The organism is Micromonospora sp. NBC_00389, assembly GCF_036059255.1.
GTDB lineage: Bacteria > Actinomycetota > Actinomycetes > Mycobacteriales > Micromonosporaceae > Micromonospora.
Genome location: NZ_CP107947.1, coordinates 5,935,480 through 5,956,705, shown reverse-complemented (window position 1 = coordinate 5,956,705; position 21,226 = coordinate 5,935,480). Strand labels below are relative to the sequence as shown.

General features: G+C 73.2%; 17 protein-coding genes. 11 read left to right on the top strand and 6 right to left on the bottom strand.

Annotated features, from left to right (window positions below; genetic code table 11):
- The first annotated feature begins 105 nt into the window (after positions 1-105).
- Genes OG470_RS28230 through OG470_RS28220 form a run of 3 tightly spaced genes read left to right on the top strand, consistent with a single transcriptional unit; the run spans position 106 to position 4,119 of the window.
- Positions 106-1,230 carry a baeRF2 domain-containing protein gene (locus OG470_RS28230; protein ID WP_328417056.1) on the top strand — a complete coding sequence of 375 codons (1,125 nt, stop codon included), beginning with the start codon at positions 106-108 and terminating at the stop codon, positions 1,228-1,230.
- The gene (locus OG470_RS28225) at positions 1,223-2,977 is read left to right on the top strand and encodes a thiamine pyrophosphate-binding protein (protein ID WP_328426659.1); all 1,755 of its coding nucleotides are present in this window, start codon (positions 1,223-1,225) and stop codon (positions 2,975-2,977) included. Before OG470_RS28230 ends, OG470_RS28225 begins: the two co-directional genes overlap by 8 nt.
- Before the next feature lie 50 nt (positions 2,978-3,027).
- A complete protein-coding gene (locus OG470_RS28220) occupies positions 3,028-4,119 on the top strand; it encodes an iron-containing redox enzyme family protein (protein WP_328417054.1) in 1,092 nt (363 codons plus the stop codon).
- Positions 4,120-4,124: 5 nt separating this feature from the next.
- On the opposite strand, the gene OG470_RS28215 is transcribed toward OG470_RS28220, so the two are convergent.
- Complete coding sequence (locus tag OG470_RS28215; protein WP_328417052.1) at positions 4,125-4,355, bottom strand: CDGSH iron-sulfur domain-containing protein; 231 nt, start codon at positions 4,353-4,355, stop codon at positions 4,125-4,127.
- A gap of 246 nt (positions 4,356-4,601) precedes the next feature.
- Here OG470_RS28215 and OG470_RS28210 point away from each other — a divergent pair, with 246 nt between their 5' ends.
- Together OG470_RS28210 and OG470_RS28205 are read left to right on the top strand one after the other, a co-directional pair.
- Entirely contained in the window at positions 4,602-6,014 is a 1,413-nt protein-coding gene (locus OG470_RS28210) for a hypothetical protein (RefSeq protein ID WP_328417050.1), read from the top strand.
- Between the two features lie 222 nt (positions 6,015-6,236).
- Positions 6,237-7,379: a SigB/SigF/SigG family RNA polymerase sigma factor gene (locus OG470_RS28205; protein WP_328417048.1), complete on the top strand. Its 1,143-nt coding sequence runs from the start codon at positions 6,237-6,239 to the stop codon at positions 7,377-7,379.
- 81 nt (positions 7,380-7,460) lie between these two features.
- On the opposite strand, the gene ctaD is transcribed toward OG470_RS28205, so the two are convergent.
- The 5 genes from ctaD to OG470_RS28180 form a co-directional block, all read right to left on the bottom strand.
- Entirely contained in the window at positions 7,461-9,455 is a 1,995-nt protein-coding gene (gene ctaD / locus OG470_RS28200) for an aa3-type cytochrome oxidase subunit I (protein WP_328417046.1), read from the bottom strand.
- Positions 9,456-9,579: 124 nt separating this feature from the next.
- On the bottom strand, positions 9,580-10,308 hold the full coding sequence (locus OG470_RS28195; RefSeq protein ID WP_328417044.1) for an ATP-binding protein: 729 nt from the start codon (positions 10,306-10,308) through the stop codon (positions 9,580-9,582).
- A 107-nt stretch (positions 10,309-10,415) separates the two neighbouring features.
- Complete coding sequence (locus OG470_RS28190; RefSeq protein ID WP_442930998.1) at positions 10,416-10,874, bottom strand: DUF4383 domain-containing protein; 459 nt, start codon at positions 10,872-10,874, stop codon at positions 10,416-10,418.
- Between the two features lie 87 nt (positions 10,875-10,961).
- Positions 10,962-12,119, bottom strand: a complete 1,158-nt coding sequence (locus OG470_RS28185; protein WP_328417042.1) for a glycosyltransferase — start codon at positions 12,117-12,119, stop codon at positions 10,962-10,964.
- Positions 12,120-12,168: 49 nt separating this feature from the next.
- Positions 12,169-13,152, bottom strand: coding sequence for a glucosyl-3-phosphoglycerate synthase (locus tag OG470_RS28180; protein ID WP_328426655.1), 984 nt, complete (start codon positions 13,150-13,152; stop codon positions 12,169-12,171).
- A gap of 223 nt (positions 13,153-13,375) precedes the next feature.
- Between OG470_RS28180 and OG470_RS28175 the strand changes: the two genes are divergently transcribed.
- The 6 genes from OG470_RS28175 (at position 13,376) to OG470_RS28150 (ending at position 21,192) form a co-directional block, all read left to right on the top strand.
- Positions 13,376-14,386, top strand: coding sequence for a Gfo/Idh/MocA family protein (locus OG470_RS28175; RefSeq protein ID WP_328417040.1), 1,011 nt, complete (start codon positions 13,376-13,378; stop codon positions 14,384-14,386).
- A complete protein-coding gene (locus tag OG470_RS28170) occupies positions 14,379-15,467 on the top strand; it encodes a zinc-dependent alcohol dehydrogenase (RefSeq protein WP_328417038.1) in 1,089 nt (362 codons plus the stop codon). The genes OG470_RS28175 and OG470_RS28170 overlap by 8 nt, the downstream gene beginning before the upstream one ends.
- 52 nt (positions 15,468-15,519) lie before the next feature.
- On the top strand, positions 15,520-17,271 hold the full coding sequence (locus OG470_RS28165) for an ABC transporter ATP-binding protein (RefSeq protein ID WP_328417036.1): 1,752 nt from the start codon (positions 15,520-15,522) through the stop codon (positions 17,269-17,271).
- 86 nt (positions 17,272-17,357) lie between these two features.
- Positions 17,358-19,649, top strand: coding sequence for an accessory Sec system translocase SecA2 (gene secA2, locus OG470_RS28160; protein ID WP_328417034.1), 2,292 nt, complete (start codon positions 17,358-17,360; stop codon positions 19,647-19,649).
- Between the two features lie 190 nt (positions 19,650-19,839).
- On the top strand, positions 19,840-20,580 hold the full coding sequence (locus tag OG470_RS28155) for a GAF and ANTAR domain-containing protein (RefSeq protein ID WP_328417032.1): 741 nt from the start codon (positions 19,840-19,842) through the stop codon (positions 20,578-20,580).
- Positions 20,581-20,700: 120 nt separating this feature from the next.
- Complete coding sequence (locus OG470_RS28150; protein ID WP_328417030.1) at positions 20,701-21,192, top strand: DUF2231 domain-containing protein; 492 nt, start codon at positions 20,701-20,703, stop codon at positions 21,190-21,192.
- Positions 21,193-21,226 lie beyond the last annotated feature (34 nt).

The following is a 21,226-nucleotide window of genomic DNA, read 5'->3' as shown; positions in this document are numbered from 1 at the left end:
CTCGGTTGAACGACGTGAATGAAACCTGGTCACGGGCTCACGGCCGCGAGGTGACATCCCGGGCGACCCGGGTAAGCGGGGGGTCGAGCTGGAAAGGGGTCGAGCATGCAGCTGTCCTTCCTGCGCCCGCTCTACGACCGACCCGGGCCGTGGTGCTCGGTGTACCTGGACGCCTCCGCCGACACGGAGGACGCCCACGAGGCGCTGGCCCTGCGCTGGCGTGCCCTGGCGCGTCAACTGACCGACCAGGGCGCCGACGAGGCGACCGTCGCCGCGCTGGACCGGGTGATCCGTGGGCACGACCCGATGGTCGGCGACTACGGCCTCGCGGTCTTCGCCACCCGTGGCCGGGTGGTGCTCTCCGAGTACCTCTCCGCGCCACCGGTGCGCGACCTGGCCAGTTACGCGCCACTGCCACATGTGATGCCGCTGCTCGCACAGCGTGGCGAGCAGGTGGCGTGGGTGCGGGTGCTGGCCGACCGCACCGGCGCCGACGCGATGGCCGTCAGCGCGGGCGGGGTGCCCCGACGGGCGCACATCACCGGCCGGGAGTCCTTCCCGCTGCGCCGGGTCCAGCCCGGTGGCTGGTCCCAGTCGCGCTACCAACGGGCGGCCATGGAGGCGTGGCACCACAACGCCGGTGACGTCACCGCGGCGACCGTGGAGCTGGCCGACAAGGTCGGCGCGGACGTGGTGGTGGTCGCCGGCGACGTCCGGGCCACCGGAGTGATCGCCGCCCAGATGCCCGAGCGTTGGCAGGACGTAGTGGTCCGCACCGATGCCGGCTCGCGGGCCGGCGGCTCCGACCAGACCCTGCTGGACGACCTCACCGTGCAGACCATCGCGGAGGTCGCCGACCAGCGGATCACCGCGGCACTGGACAGGTTCGGCGTGCAGGAGGACGTGGGTGCCGGGCTCGACGCGGTCGTCGGGGCTCTGCAACGCAACCAGGTCGACACCATGCTGATCGTGGACGACCCGTCGGCCAACGGTGAGCTGTGGATCGGCCCGGAGCCGACTGAGATCGCCGTCGACCCGGGGCAGCTGTCCGCGATGTCGGTGGCCGACCCGCAGCGGGTACGCGCCGACGCGGCGCTGGTCCGGGCCCTGGTCGGCACCGACGCGGCGCTGACCGTGCTGGGCGCGGACGAGGCACCCGAGCTCACCGACGGCGTCGGCGCGGTGCTGCGGTACGTCGATGCCAGCACGCCCGGGCGCGGCAATGGCTGAGCGCAGCGTCGCCGACCTGGTGGTGGAGCGGCTGCTGGCCTGGCGCGTGCCGCGCGCCTTCGGCTTCCCGGGTGCGGCGATCGCCCCGCTGGTCGAGGCGCTCGACCGTACCGGCGGCGACCCGGCGTTCATCCCGGCCCGGCACGAGGAGACGGCCTCGTTCATGGCCACCGGGCACGCCAAGTTCACCGGCGGCATCGGGGTCTGCCTGGCCACCCAGGGGCCCAGCGCGGTGCAACTACTCAACGGGCTCTACGACGCCAAGCTGGACAGCACGCCGGTGGTGGCGATCGTCGGCGAGGACATCTCCGGGCCGCTCGGCGGGGCGCACCAGGAGATCGGGTTGAGCCGGCTCTTCGCCGACGTGTGCAACCAGTTCGTCCAGTACGGCCGCAGCCCCGAGCACGTACCGGCGCTGCTGGACCAGGCGTTCCGCACGGCGGCGGCGACCCGCAGCCCGACCTGTGTCGTGCTGCCCCGGCAGTTGCAGGAGGCCATGGTGTCCGACCTGCAGCCGAACGCGGTCGGGGTGATCTCGGCGACCCCGGGCGAGTCGTTGGCCCGGGTGCTGCCGCACGAGGTGGACCTCGACGCCGCCGCGCAACTGCTCGGCGGCGGCCAGCGCATTGCGATCCTGGTGGGCCAGGGTGGTCGGGGCGCGGCCGAGGAGATCATCGAGTTGGCGGATCGGCTCGGTGCCGGGGTGGCCACCTCGCTGCTGGGCAAGCCGGTGCTCGACGAGCGACTGCCCTTCCACACCGGGGTGCTCGGCGAGGTCGGCACCATGGCCGCCGCCGAGCTGATGGGCGGCTGCGACACGCTGTTGATGGTCGGCACCAACGACCCGTGGACCGACTACTTCCCGATGCCCGACCAGGCCCGCACCGTGCAGATCGACATCGACGGCCGGCGGATCGGCAGCCGGTACCCGGCCGACGTGCCGCTGGTCGGCGACGCCGCGGAGACGCTGCGGGCGCTGCTGGACCGGGTGCCCGAGCGGCCCCACGAGGATTGGCGCGCCACGGTGGAGAGCTCGGTGGACCGGTGGCGAACCACCGCGGCCGACCGGGCCGCCGCGTCGGCCGAACCGGTCAACCCGCAGCTCGTACTCCAGGAGCTGTCCGCCCGGGTCCCGCACGTCGGCGCCGTGGCGGTCGACGTCGGTTCGGTCCTCTACTGGTACGCCCGGCACCTGGTCCTGCCACCCGGGGTGAACGCGCAGCTGTGCGGCACCCTCGGCTCGATGGGGTGCGCCCTGCCGTACGCGTTGGCCGCCAAGCTCGCCGACCCCGACCTGCCGGTCATCGCGCTGGTCGGCGACGGTGCCATGCAGCTCAACGGGCTCGCCGAGCTGATCACCGTGGCGCACCACTGGCAGGAGTGGCGGGATCCGCGGCTGGTGGTGCTGGTGCTCAACAACCGCGACCAGTCCGGCATGGGCGGCGGGCGGCAGCCGTCAGCCGACCCGGCCCAGCGTCGTCCCGACGTGCCGTACGCCGGCTGGGCGCGGCTGCTCGGACTGCACGGCGTCCGGGTGGACCGCCCGGAACTGGTCGGCGCGGCCTGGGACGAGGCGCTCGCCGCGGACCGCCCGTGCGTACTGGAGGCCGTGGTCGACCCCGCGGTGTCGCTGGCGCCGCCGGAGCCGGCCTTCGCCGACCTGCGCGGCCTGTACGCCAACGGGGACGCCGCCCGGAGGGTCCGTGAGCAGGTGGAGCTCACCGTGAACGCGGAGGGCCTCGTTTAGGCGCGTTCCGTCGGGGCATCAGTACCCGCCCGACGACGCCTGGAGGAACAATGCCGCAGCCCACCGACCGCCGCTACGGTCCCGCGCCGCTTCCGCGGCCGCGCGGCCCGCTGTCCACGGCGGTGACCGAGGCCCTGCGGCGACCGCCACACGACCTTCCGATGGATCTCGGCGCTGACCTGGACCCAGCGGACCCGCTCACCGACGAGGACCTGCAACTGACGTTGTTCCTCTGCTACGAGCTGCACTACCGGGGCTGGCGTGGGGTGGACGAGGGCTGGGAGTGGCAGCCGACGCTGCTGGCCCTGCGGGCACGCGCCGAGCGGCCCTTCGAGGCGGCGCTGCGCCGGCTGGTCGGCGCACCAGCGGTGCCGCCCGGCGGCGTCACGGTCGGGCTGACCGAGCTGGTCGCCGCCGACGACGGCCCGCCGCTGGCCGCCACCCTGCAACGGCGCGCCGACCTCACCCAGTTCCGCGAGTTCGTCGCCCACCGCTCGGTCTACCACCTGCGGGAGGCGGACCCGCACAGCTGGGCGCTGCCCCGCCTCGGCGGCCCGGCCAAGGCCGCCCTCGTGGAGATCCAGACCGACGAGTACGGCAACGGCCAGCTGAACCGGATGCACGCCGAGCTGTTCCGGCGCACGCTCGACCGGTTGGGCATGGACACCGGCTACGGCGCTCATCTGGACGCGGTTCCCGCCGTGACGCTGGCGACCAACAACCTGATGTCGCTGTTCGGGCTGCACCGACGGCTGCGCGGCGCGCTCCTCGGTCACCTGGCGGCGTTCGAAATGACCTCGTCGCTGCCGAACCGCCGGTACGGCAACGGGCTGCGCAGGCTCGGCTTGGACGAGGTGGCCACCCGCTTCTACGACGAGCACGTGGAGGCCGACGCGGTGCACGAGCAGATCGCCGTGCACGACCTCTGCGGTGGCCTCGTCCGGGTAGAGCCGGCGCTGGCCGGGGATGTGCTCTTCGGCGCGGCCGCCGCGCTCGCGGTCGACCGGTTGTTCGCCGCGCACCTGCTGGACAACTGGGCCGCCGGCCGCAGCTCGCTGCGGGCACCCGCCCCACGGACCATCTCGGTGCCCGCGACCGCGTTGCCGTCCGCGACCGGGGGACCGCTGGCCGGAGTGGCGTAGCGCGGTCAGCCCTCCCGGGCGGTGCCCGCCCGGAAGTTGACCACCTTGTGGGTGCCGTCGCAGAACGGCTTGAGCGCCGACTTGCCGCACCGGCACAGCGCCACCGTGCCCCGGCGGGCGTCGATCCGCTCGCCGTCCGGGGTGACCAGGGCAAAGTCGCCGCGGACCAGCAGCGGCCCGTCCTGGTACGCGGTGATCGTGGCGGCGGCGGGCTCGCTGGTGTCCTCGGTGTGCATGGGCCCGGAAGTGCCCGACCTGGCCCCGGCGAAACCCCCAAGTCGTCGTCCGGGCTACGCGGGGTCCGATCGGCCCCGGCGACCCGCTCCCGCCGCGCGAGGGCGATCGTCGCCGAACGCCGGTGATGGCCGACGCACCCGTCGGACCTGTGGGATTCGTGCCCCTGGGTGGGTGATGCCCCGTTTGAACCCCATCGGGACGGGAAGCCGGGCCGCGTGGTGAGCGAACGAGGCAAGGTGGGGCCGGTGCACAAGGTGCACAAGGGGCTCGTGGCCGACGGCGCCGGTCTGTCCGGTGACCGGGTCGTGGCCGTGGGCAGCGCCGCCCGGGTGCTGGTCGCCGCCACCGCGCGGGCGCTGCGCGGGGTGGACTGCGCCGACCTCGGGCAGGCCGGACCGGTGTCGCGGTTCCCCGGCGCCCCGGAGCCGGTCCGCCGCGCCGCGGTCAGCCGGGCCGCCGGTCGGGTCGCGCTCACCGTGCCCCAGGTCGACGAGGTGGACTCCGCCCGGGTGGCCCGCTGGTTCGTCGACCAGTACCCCCGTCGCCGCTACCCCGGAGTGCTGCTCGGCTCGCCGCACGGCGCGGCCGCACACCTCGCAGTGGCCCTCGGCGTGCCGTGGTTGCCGGCCGGATTCGAGATGTCCGTGCACTGGACCGACGGCGCGGTGGACCGACCCGGGGCGGCTCTGGAGCACGGCACGGCACTCGCCGCTCGGCTGCTCGCCGGCAACGCCGACCTGCATCTGCGCCAGGTGCACTGCCCGGCCAGCCGCGGCCCACTGACCGGGGCGACCGTGTCGCTGGCGGCCCGCTGGCGGGCGCTACCGGCGGCGTACGCGCAGTTCCTGGCCGACCGGCTGACCCCCGGAGCCCCGGTCCTGCTGGTGCGCGACGCGCGGACCTGGCCGGTGCTGGAGCACGGCCCCGGGCACAGCTTCCAGGTCGGCTGCCCGGCCAGCGGGCTGGACCCGGTGGACTTCCACCCGGACAGCCACGCGCTGCGGCAGGTGCTGCGCTCCGTCGGTGGGGACGCCACCCGGTGGCAGCCGCCGGAGGTGTCCGCCCCGTCCGGGTACGCCGAGCACGGCGTGGACTCGGGCTTCGAACTGGCCGCGCGGGACTGGGCGGCCCGCCGGCAGCACCCGCTGCACCGGGTGCTGGTGCCGAGGCCGGGCGCGCTGAGCGCCGGGGTGGCCGACCTGTACCGGAGTTGGCTGCGCGGCGCCGGCAAGACCGGTGACCGATTGGTGGTGGAGTGCGGTCGGTTGCTCGATCCGTTTCAGGTGGTGCGGGCGGGGATGGTGCCGTACTGGTGTGAGAACGCCACCCGGCGCAGCGTCGACGAGGCCGAGTGGTGGCTGGCCGGCAGCGAGGTGTTCAGCTCGGTGGACGTGCTGCCGGAGCCGCCCGGCGTGCGCTCGCCCGCCCTGGCCGGGCTGCCGCAGTGGCTGGCGGTGGCCGGGTTCGGCCGGCGCCGTCGGGCGTTGGACCGGACCGCCGCCCGCGGGTACCCGGTCACCTCGGTGCCCACCCGCCGGGCCACCGAGGTGCTGCGTGCCCAGCCGTACGACCTGCCCGTGCCGCCCCCGCTGGGGGCCGCCGAGGCGTTGGCCGTGCTCCGCGACAGCGGCGGCCACCAGGGGTTGCTGATCTCCTGAGGCGGAGCACGCCGAAACTTCCTCGCGAACCCGGGGTCCCGTGATTGAGTACCTACGGAGCGGGAACATCGCTGGCTGCGACGGTCTGATTGCGCTGCGCAGAGGCGTTGTCGCCCGCTGGCATCCCAGTCACTGACCCACTTTCCGGCCCGGTGCGTGGCTCGACCACGCGCACGACCGGTTTCCCGATCCGGGCGGGGGACCTTCCTGAGGGAGGCGCGGATGTTCGGACAGACGAGCACGACCACGACCACACCACCACCCACCGATCGAGGTCTGGAGGATCTCGATGCGGCAGCGCTGGCGTACGCGGCCCGGATCGAAGGGCTGCCACCGGAGCGGCGGCAGGAGGCACGGGACGACCTGGTCCGCTTCGCGCTGCCGTTCGCCGGCCGGCTGGCCCGCCGGTACCGGGGCCGTGGGGAGCCGCTGGAGGATTTGGAGCAGGTGGCCCGTCTGGGGCTGGTCAACGCCGTCGACCGGTACGACCCGGAACGGGGCTCCTTCACCGCGTACGCCGCGATCACCATCGTCGGTGAGATCAAACGGCACTTCCGGGACCGCACCTGGGGCGTGCACGTACCCCGCCGGCTGCGCGACCTGATCCTCGAAGTGGGGCAGGCCACCGCCGCGCTGACCAGCGAGCTGTCCCGGGCGCCGTCGGTGGCCGAGTTGGCGGCCCGGCTGGAGACGCCGGAGGAGGAGATCCTCGCCGCGCTGGAGTCGGCGGCCGGCTACAGCCCGGCCTCGCTCAACGCACCGGTGGGCGGGGAGAGCTCCGCGGAGTTCGGTGACCTGGTCGGAGAGTCGGACAATGCGCTGGAATCGGTCGATGACCGGGTGACCGTGAGCGGCCTGCTGCACCGGTTGCCCTGGCGTGAGCGGCGGATCCTGGCCATGCGCTTCTACGGCAACCAGACCCAGGCGGAGATTGCCGCCCGGTTCGGCATCTCGCAGATGCACGTCTCCCGGCTGCTGTCGCGGGCGCTGACCTGGCTGCGCCAGGCGATGCTCGCCGACGCGCCGCCGCCCTGGCAGAACGGCGCCGCCGAACCGGACCCGGGCAAGACCCGGATCTCGGTGAAGCAGAACGGTGACCGGGTGGTGGTCGAGGTCGGCGGTGAGGTGGACCGGGACGGCGCGGACCAGTTGCGCCGGGCGATGTTGGAGGCGGTCACCGGCCAGCCGAGCGAGGTGGTCGTCGACCTGGTCGGTGCGGGTGGCTTCGACGCCGGCGGGATCGCGGCGCTGATGGCCGGGCGGGACGCGGCGGAGCGGACCGGGGTGCCGTTGCGGCTGACCCGGGTCCAGCCCGCGGTACGCCGCTCGCTCACCGCCGCCGGCCTGGCACCCGCCCGGGACTGACCGGAACCGGGCACCACGCGCGTACCGGCATGACGAGGGCCGACACCCGGTGGGTGTCGGCCCTCTGTCGCGTACTCCGGATCAGCGTTCCTCGGTGTCACCGCCGTCGCTGTGCGGGTGCCGCCAGCGCTCGTGCGGTTTCGGCTCGTCGGTGCGGTCCTGCGGCGCGTCGCTCTCCTCGAAGCTCGGCCGACGCACGCCCTCGGGCTCCGGCACATCCACCGGCCGGGCGCCGGACTGCGGCGCCGGCTGGTACTCGGTCGCATCGCGGGCGCCGTGCGCGCCCTCGGCGGCGGGCGACTCTGGCGCGTGATGCTCCATGTGCAGCTCGTCGGCGAAGTGCTGCGGCGGCTTCGTGGTGCGCTGCGGCAGGTCCCGACCCAGGTCGGCGACGAGCGGGCCGTACTTCAGGTCGAACGCCGGACGTTCCGAGCGGATCCGGGGCATCCGGTCGAAGTTGCGCAGCGGCGGTGGGCAGGTGGTGGCCCACTCCAGCGAGTTGCTGAAGCCCCACGGGTCGTCCACCGTCACCATCGCCCCGTACCGCCAGGACTTCCACGCGTTGTAGATGAAGAACAGGGTGGACGCGCCGAGGATGAACGAGAAGATGGTGGAGACGGTGTTCAGCGTGGTGAAGCCGTCGGTGGGCAGGTAGTCGGCGTACCGGCGGGGCATGCCCTCGCTGCCCAGCCAGTGGTGCACCAGGAAGGTGCCGTGGAAGCCGATGAACATGGTCCAGAAGTGCGCTTTGCCGAGCCGCTCGTCGAGCAGCCGCCCGGTCATCTTCGGCCACCAGAAGTAGTAGCCGGCGAAGAGGGCGAAGACCACGGTGCCGAAGACCACGTAGTGGAAGTGCGCTACGACGAAGTAGGTGTCGTGGGTGTGCCAGTTCGCCGGCGGGCTGGCCAGGAGCACCCCGGTGAGCCCGCCGAGCAGGAAGGTGACCAGGAAGCCGATGGCGAACAGCATCGGTGTCTCGAAGGTGAGCTGGCCCTTCCACATGGTGCCGATCCAGTTGAAGAACTTGACGCCGGTGGGCACCGCGATCAGATAGCTGACGATGCTGAAGAACGGCAACAGCACCTGGCCGGTGGCGAACATGTGGTGTGCCCAGACCGTCATGGACAGCACGGTGATCGCGATGGTGGCCAGCACGATCCCGGTGTAGCCGAAGAGCGGCTTGCGGGAGAAGACCGGGATGACCTCGGTGATGATGCCGAAGAACGGCAGCGCGATGATGTACACCTCGGGGTGGCCGAAGAACCAGAACAGGTGTTGCCAGAGCATCGGGCCGCCGGTGGCCGCGTCGTAGACGTGCGCGTTGAGCAGCCGGTCGGCCGAGAGCGCCAGCAGTGCGGCGGCCAGGAGCGGGAAGACCATGATCACCAGCACGCTGGTGAACAGCATGTTCCAGGTGAAGATCGGCATCCGGAACATGGTCATTCCGGGTGCGCGCAGGGTCAGGATCGTGGTGATCAGGTTGACCGCGCCGAGGATGGTGCCCAGCCCGGAGACGACCAGGCCCATCACCCACATGTTCGCGCCCACGCCGGGGCTGTGCTCGACGTCGCTGAGCGGGGTGTACGCGGTCCAGCCGAAGTCTGCCGAGCCCTGCGGGGTGAGGAAACCGCCGATCACCATCAGGCCGCCGAACAGGTACAGCCAGTAGGCCAGCGCGTTGAGCCGGGGGAACGACACGTCGGGCGCGCCGATCTGGATCGGCACGATGAAGTTGCCGAACCCGAAGGCCGCCGGCGTCGCGAACAGCAGCAGCATCACGGCGCCGTGCGAGGTGAAGAGCTGGTTGTACTGCTCCGGGGAGAGGATCTGCATCCCCGGGCGGGCCAGCTCGGCGCGCATCAGCATCGCCTGCAGCCCGGCCAGCACGAAGAACGCGAAGGAGGTCAGCAGGTACAGCAGGCCGATCTGCTTGTGGTCGGTGGTGGCGAGGAACTTGATCAGAGAGTTTCCGGGGACCGGTGGCCGCCGTGGTCCGGGGAAGCCCCCGAACCGGGCCGGTGCCAGGATTGCCGGACCTCGATCGCGACCGGGTTCCGTGGTTACCCGCTTCGGCATGGCTGCTCACCCCGTCGTGATGACGAAAAGGACGGGCGTGCCTACCCGACCCTCTCACCATGTAACCAGGCGGGAGCGGTAATTTCGGTCAGATCGCCGGTACCGCCGGAACCACCCCGAACGGTCAGGTCGCCGGCAGCATCGCCCAGACGGCCTTGCCCTGGCCGGCCGGCACGCTGCCCCACCGCTGCGCCAACTCCCGGACCAGCATCAGCCCGCGCCCACCCTCGGCGCGCGAGTTCGCCGCCGCCGGCCGGGCCGCTGCCCGGCTGCCGTCCACCACGGCCAGATGCAGGTACGGCCGGCGCAGGGTCACCGTCACCTGCATCGGTGTGCCGGCGTGCCGGACCACGTTGCCGACCAGTTCGCTGAGCACCAGCGCGGCCGGGCCGGCCGCGTCGGGAAGATTCCACCGTGCGCAGGCCTCGGCGACCATCTCCCGGGCACGCCGGCAGGCCTCAGCCGCCGGCTCCAGGCGGATCCGTAGCCGGGGCGCGCTGGCGGCGCCCGCCATCCGGGTCGCCTCCGCGCAGTCGGGGGACACCGGAACGACCCGGCACGCGGACGTCTCGGCCAGCCAGCGCGCGGCGGTCGGCGGTGGGGCGCAGAGCACCACCGGCACCGCCGGCCACTCCTCGGCCCGCCGGGCCGCCGCGGCGAAGACGGACAGCGCCAACCGGTCCTGGACGGTGACTTCGGCGAGGTCGACCACCAGCGCGTCCGGCTGAGTGGCCAGCACCCGGTCCAGCGCCTCGTGCACCGTCCGCATGGTGCCCACATCCAGCGAGCCGGCGAGCTGGACGACCGCCACCGGTGCCGTGTCACGCACCTCGCAGGTGATCCGGCTGGACATGAGCCCTCAATTCGCTGGTCGGTCGGGATCTGCGAACTACCCGACCCCGAGCGGGATCAAACCGGACCGATCGGTATTGCGAGGTAGGTCTCGGTCGGGGGAGCGGGTCACCCACGGGCCCGTCCGGTCAGCACGCCCAGTGCGATCATGCCGACGCCGAGGCCGAGGTGCAGCCAGTTGTCGGCGTCGTTGACCGGCAGCACGTTCGCCCCGGTGTCGTGGTCCACCGCCAGCCCGTAGAGCCAGAGCACCAGGTAGATGGCGCCGCCGCCGACGAGAAACGTCCGGGCGCCGCTGACCGTGCGGGCCAGGGCCAGGCCGGCCACCCCGAACAGCAGGTGCACCAGGTTGTGCAGCACCGACACCTGGAACGCGCCGAACAGGTACGCACCCGAGCCGTGTCCGGCGAACCCCAGGTCGGCCGTGCCGCTGGTGATCCCCGGCACGAATCCGAGGACGCCGATCAGCAGGAACAGCACCCCCACCGTGCCCGCCGCACGGCGTACCGGCGGCTTGCCGTCAGCCGGGTTGGGGCGGGCCCGGGAGTGCGCCATCGGTCCGATCATCACCGGCTCCTCGCTGCCGCGGCGGGCGTGAGCGGTGCCGGCTACCCGTTGCCGTCGACGGCAAACGTCGACGGCAACGGGCGAAGATCAGACCGGTTGCAGCCGCGGGGCGCCGGCCAGGTCGCGGACCCGCTGGTAGAGCTCGACGTAGCGCTGGGCCATCACGGCGGGGGTGAACCGCTGCGCGGCCACCCGCCGGCACTCGTCGGCGTCGAGCAGCTCGGCGGCGAGCACCAGTTCGCCCAGCTCCTCCTCGTCGGCGGTGAGCAGCCCGGTGCGGCCGTGCTCGATCAGCTCCGGCAGGCAGCCCCGGGCGGTCGCCACCACCGGCGTGCCCAGGGCGAGCGACTCGACCACCGCGGTGCCGCCCGGCTCCTCCCAGCGCAGCGGGAACAGCGACGCGCGGGCGCTGGCGAGCAGGTCGTCGCGTTTCTGACCGGCCACCGTGCCGACCCAGCGAACCAGGTCCCCGTCGACGTGCGGCGCCACCTCGTCGAGGAAGAACCGTACGTCCGGGTTCTGCCGGGCCTCGTCGCCGGCCGCGGCCAGCTCGGCCGGCCGGTGGTACGGGCCGACGGGCCCGGCCAGCACCAGCGGGATACCGATCCGGTGGGCGAGCCGGGCGCCCACGTCCTGCCCCTTGCCCGGGTTGACGCGGCCGAGGATCAGCAGGTGGTCGCCCTTCTCCGGAGCGGGTCGCCGGTCGGCGTCCACGGCCAGCGGGGTCGACAGGTGCACGTGCCCCACCGAGTGCTCCCGCAATGCGCGCGGGGCGCGGGCCAACTGCGACGCGGAGACCCCGTTGACCCGGACCCGGTCGCCGCCGTCCAGGGTGCCGTAGAGCGCGGGGTGCTTGGCCAGGTCCCAGTGCAGGGTGTGCAGGGTCGGCGGGCCGGTCGGCCCCATCGCCGCGAGGGTGGCCAGGCCGACCGCCTCCACGTGGTCGTGCACCAGGTCGATGTCGTCGCGGGCGTGCAGCTCGCGGACCACCCCGGCCAGGTGCGCCTGGGCGATCCCGCAGACCTGGTTGTACGGCCGTTGCAGCGCGGCGAACTGCCCGTCGGGAAAGACCGAGATCTTCTCGTCCACCCGCAGGGTGCTGGTCTCCACCGAGGCGAGCACCACCCGGACGCCGAGTCGCCGTAGCTCCGGCACCAGCGTGGCGATCACGTTCTCGATGCCGCCGTAGCCGGGCGGCGGCACGGACAGCCACGGACCGGCGTTCATCAGCACGGTGAGGCTCATCGGATGCGGCCTTGCCGTGCACGCGCGCCCGGCCGGTACGCCCGGGCGCTCACGCCGCGGCCACCCGTCGGCTAGGCAACCGGTGGCGCAGCTCGGCCAGCGGCGGGCGCTCCTCGATGGACACGTCGCTGACCACGATCTCCCGGTCGAGGTTCGGCAGCGTGTCCGAGCCGCCGCGGCGGAACTGGGTCAGCAGTGCCTCCGGTGACATGCCCGGGCTCGCCCAGCCGCGCCGCTGCAACCGGGACCAGGCGGTCAACATGATCTGCGCGGACATCCGCCCGAGTGCCGCCGTGTCCTGGTGCCGGTGCTTGCGCTCACCCAGGTCGACCTGCGCCAACGCGTCCAGACCGACCAGGTCGAGCAGGTCGATCAGCATCGCCGTCTCCACCCCGTACCCGGAGACGAACGGCACCTGGGCCAGCACCTCGCGCCGGCCGGCGTACTCGCCGGCGAGCGGCTGCACGAAGCCGGCCAGCTCGGGCCAGAAGAGGTTGAGCAGCGGTCGGGCCATCAGCTCGGTCACCCGGCCGCCGCCGTCCTGCTCCACGCTGACGGCGCTCACCAGCGGCCGGTGGTAGAAGCCCTTCACGAAATCAACTGACGGGTCGGTCAGCAGCGGGCCGAGCAGGCCGCTCACGAAGTGCGGCCGGAACTCCCGCAGGTCGGCGTCGATGAACGCCACCACGTCCCCCTCGGCGGCGGCCAGGCCGGCCCAGAGCGCGTCGCCCTTGCCGCTGAGCCGGGGCAGCCCCCGGGTCATCTCGTCCTGACTGACCACCTCCGCGCCGGCGGCCCGGGCCACCTGCGCGGTGCGGTCGGTCGACCGCGAATCCACCACGATCAGCTCGTCGACCAGGGCGACCCGATCCATCAGGTGCTCCCGGATGGTCGACACGATCGCGCCGACGGTGGACTCCTCGTTGCGCGCCGGCAGCACCACACTGACCCGGCTCTCTCCCTTGGCGCGCAGCAGCCGGCGTGCCGGCCAGTCCGCCGCCGACGTGGTTCGGTACGTGGCCCACGCCTCCACTACCGGTGACACGGTCGTATCCCGCACGGGCACCCCCTCCGTTCGTGCGTGGAAATAGCCGAGGGTGGTAGTTCCCACTCGCCACCACGCGCTAACCGTTCCCAGGGCAACAGCTTGATCACAAGGGTGACGCGGTCGGGTTCCCGGGGGATGAACGTTTGATTGCGCACACACCGGGGGACTGCTCCCATCGAAGTAGAAACGTTCTCGGAAAGGTTGTGGAATGCGCAGATGCCGGGTTGGTCTCGTGGGGGCCGGCGGAGTGGCACAGCGGCACGCCCGGGTGCTGGGCGGGTTCGATGACGTCGAGCTGATCGGGGTGACCGACGTGGCCCCGGCGGCGGCCACCGCGCTGGCCGCGCAGCACGGCGGACGGGCCTTCGCCGACGTCGCCGAGCTGCTGGCCGCCGGCCCGGACGCGGTGTACGTCTGCGTGCCGCCGTTCGCGCACGGCCCGGCCGAGGAGGCGGTGATCGACGCCGGGGTGCCGATGTTCGTGGAGAAGCCCGTCGCGGTCGACCTGGCCACCGCCGAACGGATCGCCGACCTGGTCGCCGGGCGTGGGCTGCTTACCGCCGTCGGGCACCACTGGCGCTACCTGAGCTTTCTCGATCAGGCCCGTGAGCTGCTCGCGGACCGTCCGGTGCGGATGGTCAGCGGCGCCTGGCTGGACAAGGTCCCACCGGTGGCCTGGTGGTCACGACGGGACCGCTCCGGCGGCCCGGTCGTCGAGCAGGCCGCGCACGTGCTGGACCTGATCCGGACGCTGGCCGGTGAGGTCACCGAGGTCACCGCGTACGGCAACGGCACACCGCCCCCGGTGGACGGCGCGGACATCGACTCGGTGACCACCGCCACGCTGCGGTTCGCCAGCGGTGCGGTCGGCACGCTCAGTGCGGCCTGCGTGCTGAGCTGGAAGCACCGGGCCGGGCTGGAGATCCTCGCCGACGGGCTGGCGCTGTCGCTCACCGAGGACGGCCTGCTGATCCGCGACGCCGACGGCGAGCGACACGTCCCGGCCGACCCGGAGGCCGCCCGGGTGGCGGTCGACCGGGCCTTCATCGACGCGGTGCGGGGCATCGGCGACGACGTACGCGTCCCGTACGCCGAGGCGCTGGGCACCCAGCGACTGGCTCTCGCGGTGGCCGACTCGGCCCGCACCGGCGGGACCATCCGGCTCGCCGCCCCGGTCGAGCCGGCGGTGCTCTCCAGCGGGGTGACGGTCGATGCGTGACAAGGTCGTGGTGGTCGCCGGCCCCGGCCGGGTGGAGCTGGTCGAGCAGGACGCCGCACCGCTGCGCCCCGGCACCTTCCGGGTCGAGACGCTGTTCAGCGGTGTCTCCGCCGGCACCGAGCTGAGCTACGTCAAGGGCACCAACCCGTACCTGAACGTGACGTGGAACGCCGATCTGGGGCTTTTCCAGCCGGGTGACGCGAGCACCCCGTACCCGGTGACCCGGCTGGGCTACATGCAGGTCGGCCGGGTGGTGGAGAGCGCCACCCCGGCGGTCGCGGTGGGCACGGTCGGCGCGATGACCTACGGGCACCGCACCGGCTGGCTGGCCGATCCCGTCGCCGAGCGGTTCGTCGCGCTCCCCGACGACCTGGACCCGCTGCTCGGCATCTACGTCGCCCACATGGGCCCGATCTGCGCCAACGGCCTGCTGCACGCCGCCGCCGACCTGCACGGCGCCGACGTCCGCTCGCTCGGTGACGGGGTGCGTGGCCGCCGGGTCGCGGTGGTCGGCGCCGGTGTGGTGGCGCTGCTGACCGCGCTGCTCGCCCGGCGGCACGGCGCCGCCTCGGTGGTGGTGCTCGACCCCACCCCGCAGCGCCGCCAGGTCGCCGAGGCGCTCGGCCTGGAGACCCTCGACCCGGACGCTGACGACCCGGCGACGGTGCTCAAGACCCGGTGGGGGCACACCGCCGGCGACCGGGGTGCCGACGTGGTGTTCCAGTGCCGGGGGCAGGCGTGGGCGTTGCAACTCGCGCTGCGGCTGCTGCGCCCGCAGGGCACCGTCATCGACCTCGCCTTCTACCAGGGCGGCGCGGACGCCGTCCGGCTCGGCGAGGAGTTCCACCACAACGGGCTGTCGCTGCGCTGCGCGCAGATCGGCCGGGTCCCGCGTGGGCTCGCGCCGACCTGGGACCGGGAGCGGCTCTCCGCCGAGACCATCGACCTGCTCCGGGCGTACGGCGACGTGATCCGCAAGCACCTGGTCTCGGCGGTGGTGCCGTTCGACGAGGCGCCCACCCTGCTCACCGACCTGGCGGAGCGGCGTCGCCAGGAGCTTCAGGTGGTGCTGGCCGGCTGACCTGCCGGCGGAGCGCGCTCGCCGGGTGACGGGGCGGGCTACCGTTCCGGCCATGAGCACCCGTGAGGGTCGGCCCGTCGGCCTGACCGCCCTGCTGCCGTACCTGCGTGAGCACCGCGGCACCCTCGCCGTGGTGGGCGTGCTGTCGCTGGCCGGGGCGGGGGCGTCACTGGCCCAGCCGCTGCTCACCCGGTCGGTGCTCGACCGGGTGAGCGACGGCCTGGGTGTGTCCCGGCTGGTGTCGGTGCTGGTGGTGCTGGTGCTGCTCGGCGCGGCGATCGGCGGCCTGCGCAACTACCTCCTGCAACGCACGGCCGAGGGGCTGGTGCTGGGCACCCGGCGACGGCTGGCCGGGCACCTGCTGCGGCTGCCGATCGCCGAGTACGACCGCCGGCGCACCGGCGACCTGCTCTCCCGGGTGGGCTCGGACACCACCCTGCTGCGGGCGGTGGTCACCTCCGGGCTCTTCGAGACGGTCACCGGGGCGGTCATGGTGCTCGGCGCGGGCATTGCCATGGTGCTGCTCGATCCGCTGCTGTTCGGTGTCACCCTGCTCGGGGTGGGGCTGGGGCTGGGCTTCGCGGCCACCTTCGCCCGGCGGGTCCGGGCGCTGGCCCGCGCCGCCCAGGAGCGGATCGGCGAGATGACCTCGTCGGTGGAGCGGGCCATCTCGGCGGCCCGGACCATCCGGGCCAGCCGGGCCGAGGCCCGGGAGACGGAGACCGTCACCGGCAGCGCCCGGGCGGCGTACGGGGCGGGGCTGCGGGTGGCCCGGGTGCAGGCGGTGGTCGGGCCCATCGGCTCGGTCACCGTGCAGGGCGCGTTCCTGCTGGTGCTCGGCATCGGCGGGGCCCGGGTGGCCGCCGGCGCGATCACCGTCGGGGATCTGGTCGCCTTCGTCATGTACCTGTTCTTCCTGGCCCTGCCGCTGGCCCAGGTGCTGAACGCGTACACCCAGTTGCAGACTGGCCTGGGCGCGTTGCAGCGGATCGAGGAGATCCTTGCGGTGCCGGCGGAGGGAGCGGCGGACCGGCCGGTGGCCGTGGGTGCCACGGCGACCCCCCGCCGCCCCGCCCCGATGATCGAGTTCGACCGGGTGGGGTTCGGCTACCCGGGCGGCGAGCCGGTGCTGCACGAGGTGAGCTTCGCGGTGCCGACCGGCACCCGCACCGCCCTGGTCGGCCCCTCCGGCGCCGGCAAGTCGACCCTGCTGGCCCTGGTCGAGCGCTTCTACGAGGTGAGCGCCGGCGCGGTCCGGCTGGACGGCAGCGACGTGCGGGAGCTGCCCCGCGACGCGCTGCGGGCCCGGCTCGGCTACGTCGAGCAGGAGGCCCCGGTGCTGGCCGGCACACTCCGGGAGAACCTCTTGATCACCACGCCGGACGCCGCCGACGACCGGCTGCACGAGGTCCTCGACAAGGTCAACCTGGCTCATCTGGCCCACCGGTCCCCGCAGGGCCTGGACGTCCAGGTGGGGGAGGGCGGGGTGCTGCTCTCCGGGGGTGAGCGGCAGCGGCTGGCCATCGCCCGGGCGTTGCTGGCCGGCCCGCCGGTGCTGCTGCTCGACGAGCCGACCAGCAACCTCGACGCGCGCAACGAGGCGGCGCTGCGCCGCGCCATCGACGCGGTGGCCGTCCGCCGGACGCTGTTGATCGTGGCGCACCGGCTCGCCACCGTGGTCGACGCCGACCAGATCGTCGTCCTCGACGGCGGCCGGGTGGTGGCCGTGGGCACCCATGCCGAGCTGACCGCCACCGACCCGCTCTACCGGGAGCTGGCCACCCACCAGCTGCTGGTCGGCTGACCCGGCGGCGTCGGGTTCGACATGCCGGCGACCGCCCGACCGGTCGGGCCGCAGGAGCCGGCTCGAATCGCGTACCGTTGCCGCTCATGGGTGTGTCGCAACGGTTCAAGAGCAAGTTCCGGCGGTTCCTCCAGCGCCCGGGCACGACCGTGGAGCTTGCTCCGCTGGAGAAGCTGCTGCCGGCGATCGAGGCGCGCGAGGATGACCTCGCCGCGCTGGACGACGCCGCGCTGACCGAGGCCGCTGGCAACGCGGTCGGCTACGAGGAGATCTGCGCCGTCGGCCGGGAGGCCGCCCGCCGTGGCCTCGACCAGCGGCCGTACGACGTGCAGCTGCTGGGCGCCATGGCGCTGCTCTCCGGCAAGGTCGCCGAAATGGCCACCGGTGAGGGCAAGACCCTGACCGCCGCGATCGCCGCGTACGGGCACGTTCGGCTCGGAAACGGGCCGGTGCACGTGCTCACCGTCAACGACTACCTGGCCCGCCGCGACGCGCAGTGGATGGAGCCGGTCTACACCCTGCTCGGCCTGACCGTCGGCTGGGTCAACGAGGCGTCCACCCCGCAGGAGCGGCGCGACGCGTACTCCTGTGACGTCACCTACGTCTCGGTCAGCGAGGCGGGCTTCGACTACCTGCGCGACCAGTTGGTCACCGACGTGGCCGACCGGGTGCAGCCGTCGCTGACCACCGCGATCGTCGACGAGGCCGACTCGATCATGATCGACGAGGCCCGGGTTCCGATGGTCCTCGCCGGCGCGGTGCCGGGCGAGCAGGACCCGGTGCACGCCGCCGCCGCGCTGATGCGCGGGCTGCGCAAGGGCCGGCACTACACGGTCGCCGAGGACGGGCGCAGCGTGGCGTTCACCGCCGCCGGCCTGGCCGCCGTCGAGGCCAAGCTCGGCATCGACCTGTACGACGAGGACCACGTCGCGCAGCTCTCCGCGGTCAACGTGGCGCTGCACGCGCACGCCCTGCTGCACCGTGACGTGGACTACATCGTCCGGGAGGGCTCGGTCGAGCTGATCGACGAGATGCGCGGCCGGGTGGCCCAGCGCCGCCGCTGGCCGGACGGGCTCCAGGCGGCCGTGGAGGCCAAGGAGGGCTTGGACGCCACCGCCGAGGGCGAGGTGCTGGGCACCATCGCCATCCAGGCGTTCATCGCGCTCTACCCGAAGGTCTGTGGGATGACCGCGACCGCGGTGCTGGTCGGTGACCAGCTGCGGGAGTTCTTCGGCCTTGAGGTGGCGGTGATCCCACCGAACACCCCGTGCGTCCGCGAGGACGAGCCGGACCGGATCTACGCGACCCGGGCGGAGAAGGACGAGGCGCTGATCGACGAGATCCGGCGCTGCCACGCCGAGGGGCGGCCGGTGCTCGTCGGCACGCTGGACGTCAAGGAGTCCGAGGGGCTGGCCGCCGGGCTGAACGCGGCCGGGGTGCCCTGCGTGGTGCTGAACGCCAAGAACGACGACGAGGAAGCGGCGATCATCGCCGAGGCCGGCGCGTACGGCGCGGTGACGGTCTCCACGCAGATGGCCGGCCGGGGCGTGGACATCCGGCTCGGTGGCAGCGACCAGACCGACCGGGAGCGGGTGGCCGAGCTGGGCGGGCTGTACCTGATCGGCAGCGGCCGGCACGACAGCCGCCGGGTGGACGACCAGCTGCGCGGCCGGGCCGGCCGGCAGGGCGACCCGGGTGGGTCGGTCTTCTTCGTCAGCCTGGAGGACGACCTGGTCATCCGGCACGCCGCCGACGCGGTGCCGGCGTCGCCGCGGATGAACGCCGACGGCCTGGTCACCGACGAGCAGGTGGACTACGCGGTGGAGCACGCCCAGCGGGTCGCCGAGGGTGTCAACCACGAGATCCACCGCAACACCTGGCGCTACAGCGTGGTGATCGAGCAGCAGCGCAAGGCCCTCGCCGAGCGCCGGGAGCGGCTGCTGACCAGTGACGTGGCCGCGCTGATGCTGCTGGACAAGATGCCCGAGAAGGCCGGCGAGATGGACGAGGATCTGCTCGCCCGGGCGGCCCGGGCCATCGCGCTCTACCACGTGGATCGCCTCTGGGCCGAGCACCTGGCCGAGCTGTCCGAGGTTCGCGAGGGCGTGCACCTGCGCGCGCTGGGCCGGCTCGACCCGCTGGACGAGTTCCACCGGGCCGCGGTGCCGGCGTTCAACAACCTGTTCCCGGAGATCGAGGCCCGCACCATCGCCACCTTCACCGAGACCGAATTCGACGAGGACTGGCAGCCCGATGATGGCACCCTGGTCCGCCCGACCGCGACGTGGACCTACCTGGTGCACGACAACCCGTTCGGCTCCGAGCTCGACCGGCTGATCGCCTCGATCGGCCGGCGGCTCAGCGGAGCCGCGCGCTGACGCGTCGGGGCCTGCGGCTGTCGGGGCCCCTGTCGCGCGTCCGCGCGTCGCAGGGGCCCCGATTTACGCCGTTTCGACCCTGGTTTGCGAGGGTAGTAGCCCGGGTCGGTCAAGTCGGGAGAGAGCAGACGGTGACACAGGTGATGACGTCGGCGGGAAGCGCGCGGGGGCGTACGGGGGCTGCGGACCGGTGAACCTGGACATGCGGGAGCCGGTGGCGGAGCGCCTCGGCGTGCTGGAGACTGCCGCGTTGCTGCGGGAGTTGACCGCCGGCCTGATCGCCCTGACCGATTTTGATGAGGCGTTGCTGGCGCTGGTCCGGGTCACCCGGGACGCGGTGGCCGGGGTGCGCTGGTGCGGTTTCACGGTCCTGCGTGCCGGCGAGCCGGCCGGGGTGGCGGCCTCCGACGAGCGGCTGGCCGGCCTGGACGACCTGCGGCACGGGCCGGACTCGCCGGCGATGAGCGCCATCCAGCGGCGGGAGATGATCCTCGCCGTGGACCTGGCCGGTGAGCCACGCTGGCCGGCCTGGACGGCGCGGGCCCGCGACCTCGGCGTACGCGGGGTGATTTCCGCGCCGGTGGACATCGACGACCAGGTGATCGGGGCCGTCAACCTGTACGCCGGACCGTCGGATCTGCTCACCCCGCAGCACCAGTTGACCGCGATGCTGCTCGCCGAGCACGCCGGGCTGCTGCTGGCCGCGGTCCGCGACCGGGGCCGGCAGGTCGCGCTCGCCGGTGAGTGGGACGCCGCGCTGCTGCAGGACGGGGTGGTGGAGCAGGCCGTTGGCGTGATCATGACGCAGCGCGGCTGCACGCCGGCCGAAGCCCTCGATGTGCTGCGCACGGCCGCGTCCTCGTTGGCGATCCCGCTGCGTGAGGTGGCCGAGCGGCTGGTCCGGACGGTCTCCCGCCAGCGCGACAACTGACCGGGCCGGTGACGGTGCCCGTTCTTCCGGCGGGCGGCGAGTCGGGCGGCGTCGTTTCGCCGCGACCGGGCTCGGGTAGCAACCTGGTCACGTGAGCTGCGCCGACCAGGGGGAGGACCGATGCAGAGCCGGCTGCGGGTGCAGGGGCACCCGATCCAACCGATGCTGGTGACGTTCCCCTTCGGGCTCTTCGTCAGCGCGACCGTCTTCGATCTCACCGACGTGGCTGGCGGGCCCGCCTTCCTCGGCGAGGTCGGCTACTGGACCGGTGTCGCCGCGCTGTTCGCCGCAGCGCTGACCGTGGTGGCCGGCATGGTCGACCTGTGGGACGCGCCGGTCGACCGGACCCGCCGCACCGCCGTCGCCTTCAACCTGGTGAACGCGGCGATGGCCGGCCTGTTCCTGGTCACCTGCCTGATTCGGGCACAGGCCCCGCAGCGTGGCGCCTCGGTCGCGATCCTCGTCACCGAGCTGGTCGCGCTGGCCGTGGGCGGGGTCGGCGTACGGCTCGGCGCCCGGCTGATGCGCCAGTTCGACGCAGGCCGGGCCGAGACCGGCAGCCTGGACACGCTCGCCGGCTCCACCGTCGAGATCGCCCGCCCGCGCCCCTGACCGACCTGCCCCGGCCTCACCCGACCGAGGCTCC

Excerpts from the sequence above, each read along its gene's own strand:
- ctaD (WP_328417046.1), bottom strand. The coding sequence starts at position 9,455 with ATGCCGAAGCGGGTAACCACGGAACCCGGTCGCGATCGAGGTCCGGCA.
- OG470_RS28205 (WP_328417048.1), top strand. The coding sequence starts at position 6,237 with ATGTTCGGACAGACGAGCACGACCACGACCACACCACCACCCACCGAT.
- OG470_RS28150 (WP_328417030.1), top strand. The coding sequence starts at position 20,701 with ATGCAGAGCCGGCTGCGGGTGCAGGGGCACCCGATCCAACCGATGCTG.
- OG470_RS28165 (WP_328417036.1), top strand. The coding sequence starts at position 15,520 with ATGAGCACCCGTGAGGGTCGGCCCGTCGGCCTGACCGCCCTGCTGCCG.
- OG470_RS28170 (WP_328417038.1), top strand. The coding sequence starts at position 14,379 with ATGCGTGACAAGGTCGTGGTGGTCGCCGGCCCCGGCCGGGTGGAGCTG.
- OG470_RS28190 (WP_442930998.1), bottom strand. The coding sequence starts at position 10,874 with ATGATCGGACCGATGGCGCACTCCCGGGCCCGCCCCAACCCGGCTGAC.
- OG470_RS28195 (WP_328417044.1), bottom strand. The coding sequence starts at position 10,308 with ATGTCCAGCCGGATCACCTGCGAGGTGCGTGACACGGCACCGGTGGCG.
- OG470_RS28220 (WP_328417054.1), top strand. The coding sequence starts at position 3,028 with ATGCCGCAGCCCACCGACCGCCGCTACGGTCCCGCGCCGCTTCCGCGG.
- OG470_RS28215 (WP_328417052.1), bottom strand. The coding sequence starts at position 4,355 with ATGCACACCGAGGACACCAGCGAGCCCGCCGCCGCCACGATCACCGCG.
- OG470_RS28175 (WP_328417040.1), top strand. The coding sequence starts at position 13,376 with ATGCGCAGATGCCGGGTTGGTCTCGTGGGGGCCGGCGGAGTGGCACAG.
- secA2 (WP_328417034.1), top strand. The coding sequence starts at position 17,358 with ATGGGTGTGTCGCAACGGTTCAAGAGCAAGTTCCGGCGGTTCCTCCAG.
- OG470_RS28230 (WP_328417056.1), top strand. The coding sequence starts at position 106 with ATGCAGCTGTCCTTCCTGCGCCCGCTCTACGACCGACCCGGGCCGTGG.
- OG470_RS28225 (WP_328426659.1), top strand. The coding sequence starts at position 1,223 with ATGGCTGAGCGCAGCGTCGCCGACCTGGTGGTGGAGCGGCTGCTGGCC.
- OG470_RS28185 (WP_328417042.1), bottom strand. The coding sequence starts at position 12,119 with ATGAGCCTCACCGTGCTGATGAACGCCGGTCCGTGGCTGTCCGTGCCG.